The organism is Tychonema sp. LEGE 06208, assembly GCF_015207505.1.
Lineage (GTDB): Bacteria > Cyanobacteriota > Cyanobacteriia > Cyanobacteriales > Microcoleaceae > Microcoleus.
The window spans coordinates 1-13,700 of record NZ_JADEWT010000078.1 but is presented as its reverse complement, the minus strand read 5'-3'; the positions used below and the strand labels follow the sequence as shown (position 1 = coordinate 13,700).

At 46.3% G+C, this 13,700-nt stretch carries 17 protein-coding genes; 8 read left to right on the top strand and 9 right to left on the bottom strand.

Annotation, left to right across the window (positions count from 1 at the left end):
- Positions 1 to 61 precede the first annotated feature (61 nt).
- On the bottom strand, positions 62 to 2,539 hold the full coding sequence (locus IQ263_RS19330) for a phosphoketolase family protein (protein ID WP_194069390.1): 2,478 nt from the start codon (positions 2,537 to 2,539) through the stop codon (positions 62 to 64).
- A gap of 471 nt (positions 2,540 to 3,010) precedes the next feature.
- Between IQ263_RS19330 and IQ263_RS19325 the strand changes: the two genes are divergently transcribed.
- Together IQ263_RS19325 and IQ263_RS19320 are read left to right on the top strand one after the other, a co-directional pair.
- Positions 3,011 to 3,214 carry a DUF433 domain-containing protein gene (locus tag IQ263_RS19325; RefSeq protein ID WP_194069388.1) on the top strand — a complete coding sequence of 68 codons (204 nt, stop codon included), beginning with the start codon at positions 3,011 to 3,013 and terminating at the stop codon, positions 3,212 to 3,214.
- Positions 3,215 to 3,646: a DUF5615 family PIN-like protein gene (locus tag IQ263_RS19320; RefSeq protein WP_194069410.1), complete on the top strand. Its 432-nt coding sequence runs from the start codon at positions 3,215 to 3,217 to the stop codon at positions 3,644 to 3,646. It begins immediately after the preceding gene.
- Between the two features lie 32 nt (positions 3,647 to 3,678).
- On the opposite strand, the gene IQ263_RS19315 is transcribed toward IQ263_RS19320, so the two are convergent.
- Positions 3,679 to 3,978 (bottom strand): hypothetical protein, encoded by a 300-nt coding sequence (locus tag IQ263_RS19315; RefSeq protein ID WP_228050190.1) that lies wholly within the window; start codon positions 3,976 to 3,978, stop codon positions 3,679 to 3,681.
- Positions 3,979 to 4,445: 467 nt separating this feature from the next.
- Complete coding sequence (locus IQ263_RS19310; RefSeq protein WP_194069386.1) at positions 4,446 to 5,450, bottom strand: DNA cytosine methyltransferase; 1,005 nt, start codon at positions 5,448 to 5,450, stop codon at positions 4,446 to 4,448.
- A gap of 197 nt (positions 5,451 to 5,647) precedes the next feature.
- On the opposite strand from IQ263_RS19310, the gene IQ263_RS19305 reads away from it, so the two are divergent.
- Entirely contained in the window at positions 5,648 to 5,878 is a 231-nt protein-coding gene (locus tag IQ263_RS19305) for a hypothetical protein (protein WP_194069384.1), read from the top strand.
- 7 nt (positions 5,879 to 5,885) lie between these two features.
- Here the strand turns inward: IQ263_RS19305 and IQ263_RS19300 are convergent, their stop codons facing one another.
- From IQ263_RS19300 to IQ263_RS19280, 5 genes are all read right to left on the bottom strand, one after another.
- Positions 5,886 to 6,134 (bottom strand): DUF4926 domain-containing protein, encoded by a 249-nt coding sequence (locus IQ263_RS19300; protein WP_194069382.1) that lies wholly within the window; start codon positions 6,132 to 6,134, stop codon positions 5,886 to 5,888.
- Between the two features lie 286 nt (positions 6,135 to 6,420).
- Positions 6,421 to 6,624 carry a hypothetical protein gene (locus tag IQ263_RS19295; RefSeq protein ID WP_194069381.1) on the bottom strand — a complete coding sequence of 68 codons (204 nt, stop codon included), beginning with the start codon at positions 6,622 to 6,624 and terminating at the stop codon, positions 6,421 to 6,423.
- A 54-nt stretch (positions 6,625 to 6,678) separates the two neighbouring features.
- A complete protein-coding gene (locus IQ263_RS19290) occupies positions 6,679 to 7,056 on the bottom strand; it encodes a hypothetical protein (protein WP_194069379.1) in 378 nt (125 codons plus the stop codon).
- A 139-nt stretch (positions 7,057 to 7,195) separates the two neighbouring features.
- Positions 7,196 to 7,357 (bottom strand): hypothetical protein, encoded by a 162-nt coding sequence (locus tag IQ263_RS19285; RefSeq protein WP_194069377.1) that lies wholly within the window; start codon positions 7,355 to 7,357, stop codon positions 7,196 to 7,198.
- Between the two features lie 60 nt (positions 7,358 to 7,417).
- Positions 7,418 to 7,738, bottom strand: coding sequence for a hypothetical protein (locus IQ263_RS19280; protein WP_194069375.1), 321 nt, complete (start codon positions 7,736 to 7,738; stop codon positions 7,418 to 7,420).
- Between the two features lie 166 nt (positions 7,739 to 7,904).
- Between IQ263_RS19280 and IQ263_RS19275 the strand changes: the two genes are divergently transcribed.
- The 3 genes from IQ263_RS19275 to IQ263_RS19265 all read left to right on the top strand — a co-directional run bounded on the left by IQ263_RS19275 (position 7,905) and on the right by IQ263_RS19265 (position 9,038).
- Positions 7,905 to 8,264, top strand: coding sequence for a helix-turn-helix domain-containing protein (locus tag IQ263_RS19275; RefSeq protein WP_194069373.1), 360 nt, complete (start codon positions 7,905 to 7,907; stop codon positions 8,262 to 8,264).
- Positions 8,265 to 8,326: 62 nt separating this feature from the next.
- The gene (locus IQ263_RS19270; RefSeq protein WP_194064322.1) at positions 8,327 to 8,686 is read left to right on the top strand and encodes a DUF433 domain-containing protein; all 360 of its coding nucleotides are present in this window, start codon (positions 8,327 to 8,329) and stop codon (positions 8,684 to 8,686) included.
- A 4-nt stretch (positions 8,687 to 8,690) separates the two neighbouring features.
- Positions 8,691 to 9,038, top strand: a complete 348-nt coding sequence (locus IQ263_RS19265) for a DUF5615 family PIN-like protein (protein ID WP_194069371.1) — start codon at positions 8,691 to 8,693, stop codon at positions 9,036 to 9,038.
- Positions 9,039 to 9,210: 172 nt separating this feature from the next.
- Here the strand turns inward: IQ263_RS19265 and topA are convergent, their stop codons facing one another.
- Entirely contained in the window at positions 9,211 to 11,928 is a 2,718-nt protein-coding gene (gene topA, locus IQ263_RS19260) for a type I DNA topoisomerase (protein ID WP_194069369.1), read from the bottom strand.
- A gap of 869 nt (positions 11,929 to 12,797) precedes the next feature.
- Here topA and IQ263_RS19255 point away from each other — a divergent pair.
- Positions 12,798 to 13,316, top strand: coding sequence for a GNAT family N-acetyltransferase (locus IQ263_RS19255; protein WP_194069367.1), 519 nt, complete (start codon positions 12,798 to 12,800; stop codon positions 13,314 to 13,316).
- A 59-nt stretch (positions 13,317 to 13,375) separates the two neighbouring features.
- A complete protein-coding gene (locus tag IQ263_RS19250) occupies positions 13,376 to 13,579 on the top strand; it encodes an anthrone oxygenase family protein (RefSeq protein WP_228050189.1) in 204 nt (67 codons plus the stop codon).
- Positions 13,580 to 13,700: the final 121 nt, after the last annotated feature.

Genomic DNA, 13,700 nt, shown 5'->3' with positions numbered 1-13,700 from the left:
ATTCTCATACATATAAAATTTTGTAGGGACACGGAATTGCCGTGTCCCTACCATAATATCGCTATCCAGGTGCACCCGATCGCACGCTTTGATCTCCTGTCGTTGTCGGATCTTTCGTTTCCTTCGGCGTATCCGACGAAACCGCGCCCCCGTGAGGCCACTTCCAGTCGCGGATTTCCGGCATATCGTCACCGTGTTTGGTGATATACTGCCTGTGCTCGATCAGCTTGTCACGGATAGCTTGCTTGCCGTAAGCAGCAGCAGAACTAAGTTTTTCAACCCGATCGAGTACATCACCAACTAAATGGAATCGATCGAGATCGTTCATCACCACCATATCAAACGGCGTAGTAGTCGTACCCTCTTCCTTGTAACCGCGAACGTGAATATTCGAGTGATTAGTCCGGCGGTAAGTCAAGCGGTGAATCAGCCAAGGATAGCCGTGAAAAGCAAAAATCACAGGCTTATCCTTCGTGAACAAAGCATCAAAATCGCGATCGGACAAACCGTGGGGATGTTCGCTAGTAGGCTGCAGCGTCATCAAATCCACCACATTTACCACCCGCACTTTTAACTCAGGATAATCTCGGCGCAGAATGTCAACCGCGGCCAAAGTTTCCAGCGTCGGAACATCGCCCGCGCAGGCCATCACCACATCCGGTTCGCCACCTCGATCGTTGCTAGCCCACTCCCAAATCCCGACGCCAGCGGTACAGTGTTTGATCGCAGTATCCATATCCAAATACTGCAAAGCCGGCTGCTTCCCTGCAATAATCACATTAACGTAATTGCGGCTGCGGAGACAGTGGTCAGTTACTGACAGCAAAGTGTTCGCATCCGGCGGCAAATAAATCCGCACAACCTCCGCTTTCTTGTTAATTACGTGGTCGATAAAACCCGGATCTTGGTGAGAAAACCCGTTGTGGTCTTGCCGCCAAACGTGAGATGTTAGCAAATAATTCAAAGAGGCGATCGGTCTGCGCCAAGGAATATCGCGAGTAGTTTTCAACCATTTAGCGTGTTGGTTGAACATCGAATCAATGATGTGAATAAACGCCTCGTAGCAAGAGAAAAATCCGTGCCTTCCTGTTAGCAAATAGCCTTCCAGCCATCCCTGACACAGATGTTCGCTGAGGACTTCCATCACGCGGCCGTCGGGGGTGAAGAGGTGGTCATCTTCCGGCAAAGTTTTGGCCATCCACTCCCGACTCGTCACTTCAAACACCGGATCGAGGCGATTTGAGGCCGTCTCGTCTGGCCCGACAACTCGGAAATTAGCGTTTTCCTGATTGAGTTTCATCACATCCCGCAGGAAGCGGCCGGTAACGCGGGTTGCTTCTGCAATCACAGCCCCCGGTTTTTGCACATCTACCGCGTAGTCTGCAAATTCTGGCATTTTCAAGTCTCGCAGCAGCAGACCGCCGTTAGCGTGCGGATTTGCCCCCATCCGTCGAGATCCCTTGGGTGCGAGTTCCGCCAATTCTGGAATCAGTTGGCCCCGATCGTCAAAGAGTTCTTCGGGCTTGTAGCTTTTCATCCAATCCTCCAGGAGTTGGACGTGTCCCGGCTTAGAAGCCATTTCTGCTAGCGGGACTTGGTGCGATCGCCAAGAGCCCTCAGTTTTCTTCCCGTCAACCTCCTTCGGCCCAGTCCAGCCCTTGGGAGTCTTCATCACAATCATCGGCCACTGCGGGCGGCCCGAATAACCTTCAGTCCGGGCTTTTTCCTGAATCGCCTTAATTTCGCCGATCGCCGCATCCATAGTTGCAGCCATCAACTGGTGCATCGTTTCCGGATCTGAACCTTCCACCCAATAAGGTTTGTAGCCGTAACCAACCATCAAACTTTCCAATTCCTCCTGCGGAATGCGGGCCAACACCGTCGGATTGGCAATTTTGTAGCCGTTGAGGTGCAAAATCGGCAACACGGCCCCGTCCCGAACCGGATTGAGAAACTTGTTAGAATGCCAGCTAGCAGCCAGTGGGCCCGTTTCTGCTTCCCCGTCGCCGACAACAGCCGCCACGATTAAATCTGGGTTATCGAAGGCCGCCCCGTAGGCGTGGACGAGGGCGTAGCCGAGTTCGCCGCCTTCGTGAATCGAACCGGGAGTTTCCGGCGCGACGTGGCTGGGGATACCGCCGGGAAACGAGAACTGTTTGAACAGCCGTTTCATCCCTTCTTCGTCTTCAGAAATGTTCGAGTAATATTCGCTATAGGTGCCTTCGAGATAGGTATTGGCCACCAAGCCGGGCCCGCCGTGTCCGGGGCCTGCGATGTAGATGGCGTTGATGTCTTGGGCTTTGATGATGCGGTTGAGGTGAACGTAGATGAAGTTGAGGCCTGGAGTTGTCCCCCAATGTCCGAGGAGTCTGGGTTTGACGTGTTCGAGTTTGAGTTGTTCTTTGAGTAGCGGGTTGTCGAGAAGATAGATTTGTCCGACGGATAGATAATTTGCGGCCCGCCAGTAGGCGTTAATTTTATGTAGTTCTGAGTCGGAAAGCGGTTTTAATTGGGGGATTTCGGTCGTTCCTAACGTCATCGGCTATTGACTCCTGAGTTTTGGTTGTTTGGAAAAAAATGTTTGGGAAGTTTTTTGGCAAGTGCGATCGGTCATATTTTGCGATCGGTCATATTTGCTATTTTTATTCCCTATTTTTGTCACAAACAATTGAATTGTATATCGTTTTTGTCTGTATCAAAGTTTAAATGAATCTTAATTTTTTACTAAACATCGCGCTATTTTAACGGAAGAAAGGCGGCAACTAGCGAGGGCTCAAGGAATTATGCAATAGAAAATAGGAATTATGCAAGAGTTTTTGTAGGGCGCGGGCTGCGGGTCGATCGCTATATACTGTGCGTCGCCGGCTGTGCCGTGCAAGTCGTGAAAAATTCTGCTTCAGGTAGAGGTCAAAATTATTAATAATAAATTTAAATAATCAATGTAAAAAGTTATGGAGGGCGATCGCACGCGCTCAATTCATTTTTTAAATTCATAAATTAAATAAGCTCTGTGACAGTCCCAGAATTATCGCCTTTCTCAACTCCTCACCTGTTTGAAAAAGGCTATATCGTAGATTGCTATCCCCATCTCAGTGCTGCTGATTTAGTAAATGTTTCGGCTTATGCTGAAGCTTACCCTGACGACATTGAGGAAGCAATCAGGCTGCAAGATGAGGCTGACGAAATCTTAGATATACCTAAAAATATTCCATAAATCTATGGCGCGTATCTATTCTATGCAGGCGAAGACTTTCCCCGACAAGTCGCGCATAACCTGCGTTCTTTTGAACCCGATGTCGTGACTGTTCGACAAGCAGGAAACGCTAGAATATTCGATCGAGGATGTATTAGCGCATTTGCGATCGTTGAAAATCGGGCTGTTTTGATTGTCAACCGGCGCGATTTATTTCAATTGCACAAGCTGGAACCTAAGCGCTGCGGTATTGTTCCCTCCACGCGAAATAACGGTATTGCTAGACAGACTGCTAATATGAATGATGCGATATCTACTGCTGAGACTCTGAGGGGAAAATTGATTCGAGTCGATCGCACAGTCGCCGCCATCTATATCTTAAGCCGATCGCCACACAGCAAAGCAAAGCAATGTCAATCCGAAAATTACTGCATCGGTTTGATTGTTTGCTAAAAGCCATCGCCGATATTTCCCGCTGAAAAAATCTAAGACGCGACTAAAACAGGACACTGTGAAATTTGGCAACTATTGGACACACTTGGCTGCTGCGAAACGACTTGCAGTTCGTGAGGATACCGGGGACGCGGGTCATTTTCTAACCAGATGGGCGGTACCATCATCACTTCATAGTAAGCGATCGTATGCAAAACCCCTGGCTGCGACTTCAACTCCACTGTCAAGCCCGCTCTGTACTCAAATGCTTCTTCCCAATCCAGGTCTTCATTCATACTCATAGCGATCGCGCCTCTTTTCTTGTTTCGTTTCTCTATTGTAGGGCCGTACATAAAACATTTGGTACTTTCTGTTGTTTTTGATACATTTTTTAACTTTTATGTTATATCCCTGACAATTTAATAGAGAAGAGGAATTGTCAATAAGTAAATAGGCTGATTTTGCCGGCTGGTGACAAGCCAGCCCAAAAGCTAGGCTTGACAAGGGTTTGAGTTGATAGGCCTCAAAAATGTCGGGGCGTGCGATCGAACCGCCCCAATATTTATGACAAAAAATCAGATAATTTAAAGCAATGAAATCCTAACGCTCGAACCTATTTTGGTAAGTAAATTTAGTGTTTTATCAATCAATAAACTCGGCATTTTTTAATAAACCCGGTTTATGTATGAGTGGAAAATTTACTAATTTAAGCTCAAATCAGCAACAGATAGCCTTGAACTCAACACTAGGATATCTAATCCGTCCGCTGCATTTAAATTGTTAGATTCCCGAATTAACATCTGAACTCAATACTATACATTTAAACATCTATTAAAGACAGTTGAATAAAGCTTTTATCCACTTGTTCGAGTCTTACATCTTCCAGGGAAACATTAACATCAGAATCTTCAATATACCGAGCAAGACAACGAGCGACATACTCAGCAAGTTTAACAGGCACAGCATTACCAATTAACTGTTCGAGAGCGGTTTTAGAACCTTGAAATAAAAAATTATCGGGAAAAGTTTGTATATAACTTCTTTCAATAGTAGTTAAAGGACGTACATTTGATGAGACCAAAGCTGAATCACCCGGATGAGGTTGATAAGTCTTGGAAATAGGTCTGTTAACTCCTCTAACTGTTGGGCTAGGCTCGTCAACACTAAACACGCCACGCCTTTGATAACTTCTCGGATGTCTGTAATAATGATCGACATTTAAAGCCTTACCTATACTATTAAAATATTGCCTGATAGTCATAGGTTCACTTGCCAGATTATTTTCCAAATAAGGCTCTATCTTTTTATCTTCCCCATCAAGTTCGCCGATCCAAAAAAATCTTTTTCTACTTTGCGGAACACCACATAAACTAGCCCGAAGTATTTTTTCACTGAGACCGTAGTTAGCAGATTGAAATATTTTTTTAGCTTCTTGATATTTCGTGCTTTTTACAAATCTATCTACATTTTCCATGATAAAAAATCTCGGCTTGACAAACGCAACAATCTCAGCAAAAGAAATAGTTAAATCTGCTCTACCTAGATTTTCATCTCTTTTTCCCGCACTCGAAAAATCTTGACAGGGTGGGCCTCCAGCTATGATGTCTGGATTAAACCTTTTAATAATGTCAAACTGGCCTTGAAGATTGCTCAGGTCAATCAAAAATGCTTGGTGTTTAAAGTTTTGCTGATAAACATTAATAGCTAACTCCCAGTTGTCAAAACCTGCAATCACATCAAAACCAGCGTTTTGAATTCCGAGTGACAACCCACCACAGCCTGAAAAAAGATCTACAACTGTAAGATTTTTTGGTTTAGTTTCCATAAATAACAAAGACTCCTTAAGGAGCCTTCGCCAAAATTTATATTTTGGTATTCAGAACGTCTTTACCGGAATTCCTCGACCCTCGTTGGTAACGGGATGTAATGATTAGATCGTGTCTGCTGCATCCATAGGTCTAATATAATTCATGGTTTGGATCTGTGTCAACTTTTACGGAATAAAATTATTAAAAATTTTCAGTGTGGGCGATTTCCGGTATTGTACGCTTTCTAATTCTGGATTGTGGCAGTTTTGTCGTGAAAGCCGATCGCCCGTATCGCTTTTTTGGTGGCTGGGGAGATTTTACACGCGAGGTTATTGATTGGGGGTTTGTGCGATCGCGCAAACGCGCATTAAGTTGTTTAATCCGCACACTCAACAATGGTCAAAATATTTTGCTGCGAGTGAAGACGCTTAAACCCCACATTTGAATGAATATTAACCTGCTTGTGCCAAAGAACGAACTGTTAAGATTTCATCAGGGCGTAGAACTTCTACAGCAGAGATTGGGACTGCTATGACTGCAAGAGACTCACCAACAGCATTAAATACTTCCAACAGACAGCCCTCTTCACCACCACTAGGATGAGCAACAAAATCAACCAATGTTGCAATATCTCCTGCTCTGAGTTGATATTCTGGTAAGTCACGGGTTAAAGCAACTTCCTGATATAGCTCTAGGGTCATATCAATTCTCCTTAAGAGGTTTGAGGGTCACGAATGATCGATCGCACATATGGCCTTTTTGGCGACTGAGGAGATTTTAGACCAGCGCGAGGTCAGAGATAGGGTGGGTGGTGCGATCGAACGCACAAATGATATAAAACTGACTGATTTAACTGAAATTAATACTGAGTAAGTGCAAAATTTGTAAAAAAGAGCGATCGCACTTTCATCGAGATGTTGAAAAAAGTGCGATCGCCCTTTTGTCCGGGATTGAAAAAAAGGCGATGCTTTTTTATCCCTTCATTATTTACCAACGGCCTTCTGACTGTTGTTGGAACATACTTTTTGCAAGTTCCAGTATTTCCTCGTAGCTCATGTAGTCTTCTAAGCGTTCATGTAGCTCTCTTCGCTCATTTTTAGTTAGCTTGAGTTTTGTAACCACTTGCTCTACTTTATCTTTTGCTGACGCACGATTCTCAGTGCGATCGTCTTTCATTGGCTTGTTTGACATTTTATCTCTCCATTTCTAAACAAAACTCAGAACAAATTACTCCACGATCCGAGCCTATAACTCCTCTTCGTCTTTAGACCCGCCAGAGCCAAAAAACTGATCTGCTTCAAGGTTGGACTTGAAGTTTTTACAACGCTGTTTTATCAAATCTTCAAACCCTGCAAGCCTTCCCAGTTCTTGACCGCTACCAACTTTAACAGTAATCCCTTCGATTAAATCTCCCATTCTTATTTGTAACCGACCACAAAGACGCATCGCCTCTATTGTTTCAGGGTCATCAGAACTGCTACCTCCGAAAATTATCGTTCTCATAATGCCTTGTTTGTGGGCAATATTTTCCTCTTCTGGTGTCAAAGTTATTTTGATATATGTTTCGTAGTAAGCTCCTCCCAAAGGTCCTTTTTTCTCTGTACGGTCAGCGGAAAATTTCATAGTCAACTCCTGTGGAATAATAGACCTTACGTTGTTAAACCAAAAATATTTGATAATAACAACTGTTTTCTACCTTTTCAGGCATAGAGTGAGATAAAACTGGACTTATCTCACACTGTACTCAATCAACAAAAATCGTTTAGATATAGTACCCCTTGCCATTACACTTTTGGCAAACGGCCTCTCTAACAGCTTTTTCAGGCTTTATTTTTCCTGTTCCGCCACACGAAGGGCATTTTTTTCCATCTTTTGCTTCAAAAGCATTGGGGTCTCTGATGTCCGGGGGTTTCTCATTTGCCATGATGTAGATCCTGTAATTGTCGGCTGACTAATCAATAGAAAATAAAGCAGGTATCGAATCCTAAGTATGCTTGTTTTTACTATGTCGTCCGCTAAACTCAATACAATAAGTACAAACCATAGCTGCTTGAGAAGAATTATCCCAAACCCAACCAACAGGTCTAGCGTTAGAAACTTCTGGTTCAGAAGCATGATGAAAAGATACTTGTAGATTATCCTCTACGGCTACTATCCCTGAAGGAAGCGGGGCAAAGTCACCTGTTTCTGGATCGTGCATATGTGGCATAAACACACCTAAACCATATTCAGATAACTTCTTCAACATCTCTTGCACTTCGGGTGTAGCAATTGCCTGTTGAGCTTTTTCAACTATTTCGTTCATTTCACTTCTCCTACACAAGGTTTCTGGTTTGTCCGCAAGTCTTCTGAGTGGGTAGAACCCATCGGAATCTTGATTTACATGATTATCGTATAGCTAGTGATTTATCGGATAGAGGTTTCTTAAGGAAAAATATAGGATTTCCTTGTCCTTTACATGATTTCCTGATATGGCGTTCTCCCTTGGCAAGCGCCTCAAGGCTACCCGCGAAGCACTCGGATTAACCCAAGAGCAAGTTATTGAGCAGTTAGAGCTGCGCTACGGGATAACCCTGAGCCAACAAGCCATCTCGTGTATCGAACACGGCAAGCGCAAAGTAGACGCCGAGAGGGAGCTACCCGCCTTCGCCGCCGTCTACAGCAAACCTATCGATTATTTCTACGAAACTCTGCAATTGCCTGCGGCATCCCCAGCCGCACCCGCACCCAAGCGCCACTCAGCAGTCACCGTTGACATGGAAGCCCTCACTCACCGCGATCGGCTAGAACTAGCAGCAGAATTAATTCACAACGTTTTGCAAGAAACCTAACTAATAGGGATATCGCCCTACAATATCAAATGGCTACATAATTCATAAATCCCAAAATTTATATGACAATCCCAGAATTAGAAGCGCAACTCTTGGCCTTAACGCCGATCGACAAAGCTGAGGCTATCAGCATCTTAACCCAGAGTTTGAAAAACAGCGGTCGCCCGATTACAAAAACTCTTGGCGTGATGGGTGGCGACGCTTGTATAGACAAAACTCGCATTCCCGTTTGGTTACTCGCCAGCTATCGCAATGACGGCGCTACGGATGCTTTTATCCTAGATTGCTATCCCCATCTGAGTGCTGCTGATTTAGTAAATGTTTGGGCTTATGCTGAAGCTTACCCTGACGAAATTGAGGAAGCAATTAGACTGCAAGACGAGGCAGACGAAATATTAGATACACCTGAAAATATCGAATAAACCTATGGCGCGTATCTATGCAGACGAACACTTTCCCCGGCAAGTCGTGCAAAATCTACGCTCTTTGGGGCATGATGTCCTGACTGTTCAAGAAGCAGGAAATGCTGGACTACCTGATGAGGATGTATTAGCATTTGCGATCGTTGAAAATCGGGCTGTTTTGACCGTCAACCGGCGCGATTTCTTTCAACTGCACAAGCTCCAACCTGACCACTCTGGTATTATTGCCTGCACGCGAGATGACGATATTGCTAGACTGACTGCTAATATTAATGATGCGATATCTATTGCTCAGATATTGACGGGAAAAGTGATTCGAGTCTATCGTTCCGGGCCACCGTCTATATCTTAATTGCATTCAGTAGACCTTATGCAATTCTATATTCAAACCCAATTTTAAGGACTTAAGTCCTGACTACAAACCTAAATTTTTGCAGTATTTTACCAACAAAAAAACCGGGCGGGCACGGGGGCACCGCCCCTACACCGTCCGGGTTTCTCGATGAGTGAAAACTACACTAAACTCAAGTTGTCTTCTTCTTAGTCGCAGTCGCAGTCGCAGCCTTCTTAGTCGTGGTTTTCTTCGCCGCAGTCGTCGTCTTCTTAGCAGTCGTTTTCTTCGCCGCAGTCTTCTCAGTTGCAGTTTCCGACTTCGCCGCAGTCTTACTAGACTTCTTCGACTTGCTAGATTTGCCGCCGCCCGCAGCTTCCTTCGCTGCTAATAATTCCAGTGCTCTTTGTAAGGTGAAATTCTCCACAGATTCATCCTTAGCCAAAGAAGCATTGATATCCCCGTGTTTCACGTAGGGGCCGTAGCGGCCATCGTAAACATTCAGGGGTTCTCCCGACTCTGGATGCGCCCCCAATTCCTTCAAAGGTGTCGCTGATTTGCTGCCACGCACGGCTTTCGGCTGCGATAATAACTCTAATGCCCGATCGAGCTCGATCGTCAAAACATCATCCGGCGGCTTGATCGATCGATAATCCTTACCAACCTTACCCTGGTCGTGCACAACATAAGGCCCGTACATCCCCAAATTAGCCTGCACCTTCGCCCCCGTCTCCGGGTGAGTCCCCAACAACCGAGGTAAAGTCAACAAACTCACCGCCATATCAACCGTCACGCTATCCTTATCAGTCCCCTTCGGTAAAGAAGAACGCTTCGGTTTCTTATTCGTTTCCGAAACATCCCCCAACTGAACATAGGGGCCGTAATTGCCAATCAGCACATAAATCGGTTCCCCAGTGTCCGGGTGAAGACCCAATTTTTCCGGGCCTTCCGTCTTTTGCTTTAACAGAAACTCCACTTTTTCCGGGTCTAAATCAGCCGGAGTCAAATCTTGCGGAATCGATGCTTTCACCTGGCCTTCTGCGCTTTCAGCTTCCAGGTAAGCGCCGTATTTGCCGATGCAAACTTTCGCCGCAATATTCTCCAATACCACAGTTCGGGCAACTTTCGCGTCAATCTGACTTTCCTGTTCCTTAACTTGGGTAGCAAGTCCCATTTCCCCGATATAAAACTTTTGCAAATACGGCAGCCATTTCGCCTCGCCAGTGGCAATTTCATCGAGGGTTTGTTCCATGCGCGAAGTAAAACCCGTGTCTACTAAGTCGGGGAAATGCGTTTCTAATAAAGTAGTGACGGCGAAAGCGGTGAATGTGGGAATCAGGGCGTTAGCTATTAATTTCGCGTATCCCCGATCGACAATTGTACCGATAATACTCGCATAGGTACTCGGACGGCCAACCCCCTCGCTTTCTAGCATCTTCACCAGCGAAGCCTCCGTATAGCGGGCGGGAGGTTGAGTTTCGTGCCCCACAGCCTGCAAATCCTTGCAATTAGGTTTATCCCCCACCTTCAGCGCCGGCAAAATCACCTCTTGGTCTTCCAAAGCCGCATCTGGGTCGTCGGAACCTTCGACGTAGGCGCGCAAAAAGCCGGGAAAATCAATGCGTTTCCCGCTGGAACGGAAACCGGCATCCTCTACCTGAGTTTGTAGCGTGACGTGAGTTTGGCGGGAATCGGCCATTTGAGAAGCGACTGTCCGCTTCCAAATTAAATCGTAGAGGCGGAAGTCCACGCCATCCAATCCTGTTTGCTGCGGAGTCCGAAAAGTGCTGCCGGCCGGGCGGATAGCTTCGTGGGCTTCCTGGGCGCCTTTGCTTTTCGTCGTGTATTTGCGCGGTTGGGGGCTGAGATATTCGCTGCCGTAAAGTTCTTGCACACAACTGCGGGCGGCCGTAATCGCCTGTTCGGATAAATGCACCGAATCCGTCCGCATATAGGTGATAAAACCGCGTTCGTAGAGACTTTGGGCAATTCGCATGGTTTCCCGCGCACCCAGCCTCAGCTTGCGGTTAGCCTCCTGCTGTAAGGTCGAGGTCGTAAACGGCGGCGAGGGTTTGCGGGTGACAGGACGTTCTTCGATATTCCCGACAGTCCAGGGTTTGTTTTGAATGCGCGAGAGTAAAGCCCTGGCTTGGTCTTCGTTGAGCAAAAGTACGCGGCGACCTGCGATAATTTGTCCGGTATTTTCATCAAAATCGCTACCGTTGGCAACTTTCACGTTCCCGACTGTGACGAGTTTGGCATCGAAGGAAATTTTGCCCTTTTCCAAAACGGCTTTCAAATCCCAGTAGCTACCTTGGCGGAAGGCGCGGCGTTCCCGTTCCCGGCGTACCAACAGCCTGACTGCGACTGACTGGACTCGCCCTGCGGACAAACCCCAGGCGATTTTTTTCCACAGTAGCGGAGAGAGGGTGTAGCCGACGAGTCTGTCGAGAATTCGGCGAGTTTCCTGGGCCTGTACCACTCGATTGTCGATATCGCGGCAGTGGGTGAGGGCATCGCGGATGGCTTCGCGGGTGATTTCGTGAAACACCATCCGCTTGATGGGGACTTTGGGTTTGAGGATTTGCAGCAAATGCCAGGAAATGCTTTCGCCTTCTCGGTCTTCGTCAGTGGCTAGAATCAGTTCTGTGGCGTCTTTGAGGGCGTCTTTGAGTTCTTTAACAATTTTCTTTTTATCTTTCGGGATGACGTAAAGCGGTTCAAAGTCTGCCTCCACGTTGACGCCTAGTTGCGCCCATTTTTCTCCTTTAACGGCTTCTGGTATTTCTTCGGCGGAGGATGGGAGGTCGCGGACGTGGCCCATAGATGCCTCTACCCGGTAGGTGGAGGGCAGGAAGTTGCGAATGGTACGGGCTTTGGTGGGAGATTCGACGATGACTAAAGTTGACATGGCATCTTTTTATATATGGATGGCGGCGCAGTTAGAGTGTCTAATTTACAGAGTGTAGGTCGGATGTCAAGGCCTATGGGTACTTTAGGGGGTTATTTTCAAACTACCTTAATTTTTAAGTTACTGCCGATCGGGTTCCAGGTGACAAGCTGATGGGATTTTACTGCTGTCGGCGCAGAGGCTGGAAACCCTTGTCTCTGGAAGATGCACGGGGATGTCATGACTGACTGTAGCAGAATTGCAGGTAACTGGATGCTGAGACTGTTGGATGCGGGCGGATGGTTCCTCAATTTTAGATTTTAAGTTTTAGATTTTAGATTGGGATAGATTTGATGGTTTCCCTGCAAAAAGACTAGAAGGGAGCATCTCACTTTTGCAGCCAAGCTAGAAATTGGAGGTAGGAGGCAGGAGACAGGAGACAGGAGGAAAGAGGAAGAAAGAAGGAGTCAAAAGAAGTCTTTTTACAAATATGAGATGCTCCCGACTAGAAGCGCGATCGACTATTTGACCGATTGGCGATCGCACTCGCCAGCTAACATTAGATATTGTGGGACTAATTTTTGATCCGATTTTGGGAACGCCTTACAAATTTGCGTAAATTTTCGATTGATAATTCAACCGCAGATGTGAGGCACATATACACAGATGCAACATTAAAATAGACGGTCAAATAATTGACACGAAGAGCAATCAGCTTTCTATTGGCTATTGGATGGAAGGATGGCTTAGTGGTGAAAGAGAGTTATAATTATCCAGTGGTTTCCGTGATTTAGCGATCGCCTCTTTCGCAAAACTGCAGATGTCTGCCAAAGAGGCGATAGTTTGTGCGCGACAGCAAAGCTGCAACAATTTTTAGATGCAAACAAGCCATGATAAATTTACGCCCCGCTACCCCCGCAGATTTAAATTTATTGCGACGCTGGGACGAGCAACCTCACATAATTGACGCAAAAACTAACGATGATTGGGGTTGGGAGATAGAACTCGATCGCACTCCCGACTGGAGAGAGCAATTGATTGCTGAAATCGATAATCGCCCGATCGGATTTATCCAGATTATCGATCCGGCACTTGAGGAGAGTCACTACTGGGGTGATGATGTTGCTGCGAATCTCCGCGCTATTGACATCTGGATCGGAGAGGAGAAAGAATTGAGCAAAGGCTACGGCACACAAATGATGCAGCTTGCACTTGCTCGATGTTTCGCCGACTCTGCTGTGACGGCTGTACTCATCGATCCGCTTGCCAACAATACCCGCGCCCACCGTTTCTACCAACGTTTTGGTTTCCAATTTGTGGAACCGCGACAGTTTGGCGGCGATGATTGCTTTGTTTATCGCCTCAACCGAGCAGATTGGGAAAATCAAAGGGCGATCGCACCGCAGTAAAGACAGTTAGCTCAATAACCTGCTCTGGTACAGGAGCATCGCACCACAAAAGAGGCTTTATGACAATTCCTCACCAGTCGCTTTTGATATTGAAACTTTTCGCGGTACTGGGCTGTGGCCTGATAGCCGGAGTCTTTTTCGCCTTCTCAACCTTCGTGATGAACGCCCTTGGCCGACTCCCGCCGGCGCAGGGGATTGCGGCCATGCAATCGATCAATATTGCAGTCATCAATCCATTGTTTATAACGGCGCTTTTTGGGTAGTGCCCTGAAGGAAAGGATCAGAGTACGTTATGATTAGAGAAGTGTTTGCCATAGCGTGATATGAAATTAGAAATTAATTGTTGCCCTAATTGTGGTTCGGAAGAAGTTAGTCGAAACGGTC

Bases quoted from the DNA above. Each gene is read 5' to 3' on its own strand.
- IQ263_RS19330 (WP_194069390.1), bottom strand. From the start codon at position 2,539: ATGACGTTAGGAACGACCGAAATCCCCCAATTAAAACCGCTTTCCGAC.
- IQ263_RS19315 (WP_228050190.1), bottom strand. From the start codon at position 3,978: ATGTACGGCCCTACAATAGAGAAACGAAACAAGAAAAGAGGCGCGATC.
- IQ263_RS19310 (WP_194069386.1), bottom strand. From the start codon at position 5,450: ATGGAAACTAAACCAAAAAATCTTACAGTTGTAGATCTTTTTTCAGGC.
- IQ263_RS19300 (WP_194069382.1), bottom strand. From the start codon at position 6,134: ATGACCCTAGAGCTATATCAGGAAGTTGCTTTAACCCGTGACTTACCA.
- IQ263_RS19295 (WP_194069381.1), bottom strand. From the start codon at position 6,624: ATGTCAAACAAGCCAATGAAAGACGATCGCACTGAGAATCGTGCGTCA.
- IQ263_RS19290 (WP_194069379.1), bottom strand. From the start codon at position 7,056: ATGAAATTTTCCGCTGACCGTACAGAGAAAAAAGGACCTTTGGGAGGA.
- IQ263_RS19285 (WP_194069377.1), bottom strand. From the start codon at position 7,357: ATGGCAAATGAGAAACCCCCGGACATCAGAGACCCCAATGCTTTTGAA.
- IQ263_RS19280 (WP_194069375.1), bottom strand. From the start codon at position 7,738: ATGAACGAAATAGTTGAAAAAGCTCAACAGGCAATTGCTACACCCGAA.
- IQ263_RS19275 (WP_194069373.1), top strand. From the start codon at position 7,905: ATGGCGTTCTCCCTTGGCAAGCGCCTCAAGGCTACCCGCGAAGCACTC.
- IQ263_RS19270 (WP_194064322.1), top strand. From the start codon at position 8,327: ATGACAATCCCAGAATTAGAAGCGCAACTCTTGGCCTTAACGCCGATC.
- IQ263_RS19265 (WP_194069371.1), top strand. From the start codon at position 8,691: ATGGCGCGTATCTATGCAGACGAACACTTTCCCCGGCAAGTCGTGCAA.
- topA (WP_194069369.1), bottom strand. From the start codon at position 11,928: ATGTCAACTTTAGTCATCGTCGAATCTCCCACCAAAGCCCGTACCATT.
- IQ263_RS19255 (WP_194069367.1), top strand. From the start codon at position 12,798: ATGATAAATTTACGCCCCGCTACCCCCGCAGATTTAAATTTATTGCGA.
- IQ263_RS19250 (WP_228050189.1), top strand. From the start codon at position 13,376: ATGACAATTCCTCACCAGTCGCTTTTGATATTGAAACTTTTCGCGGTA.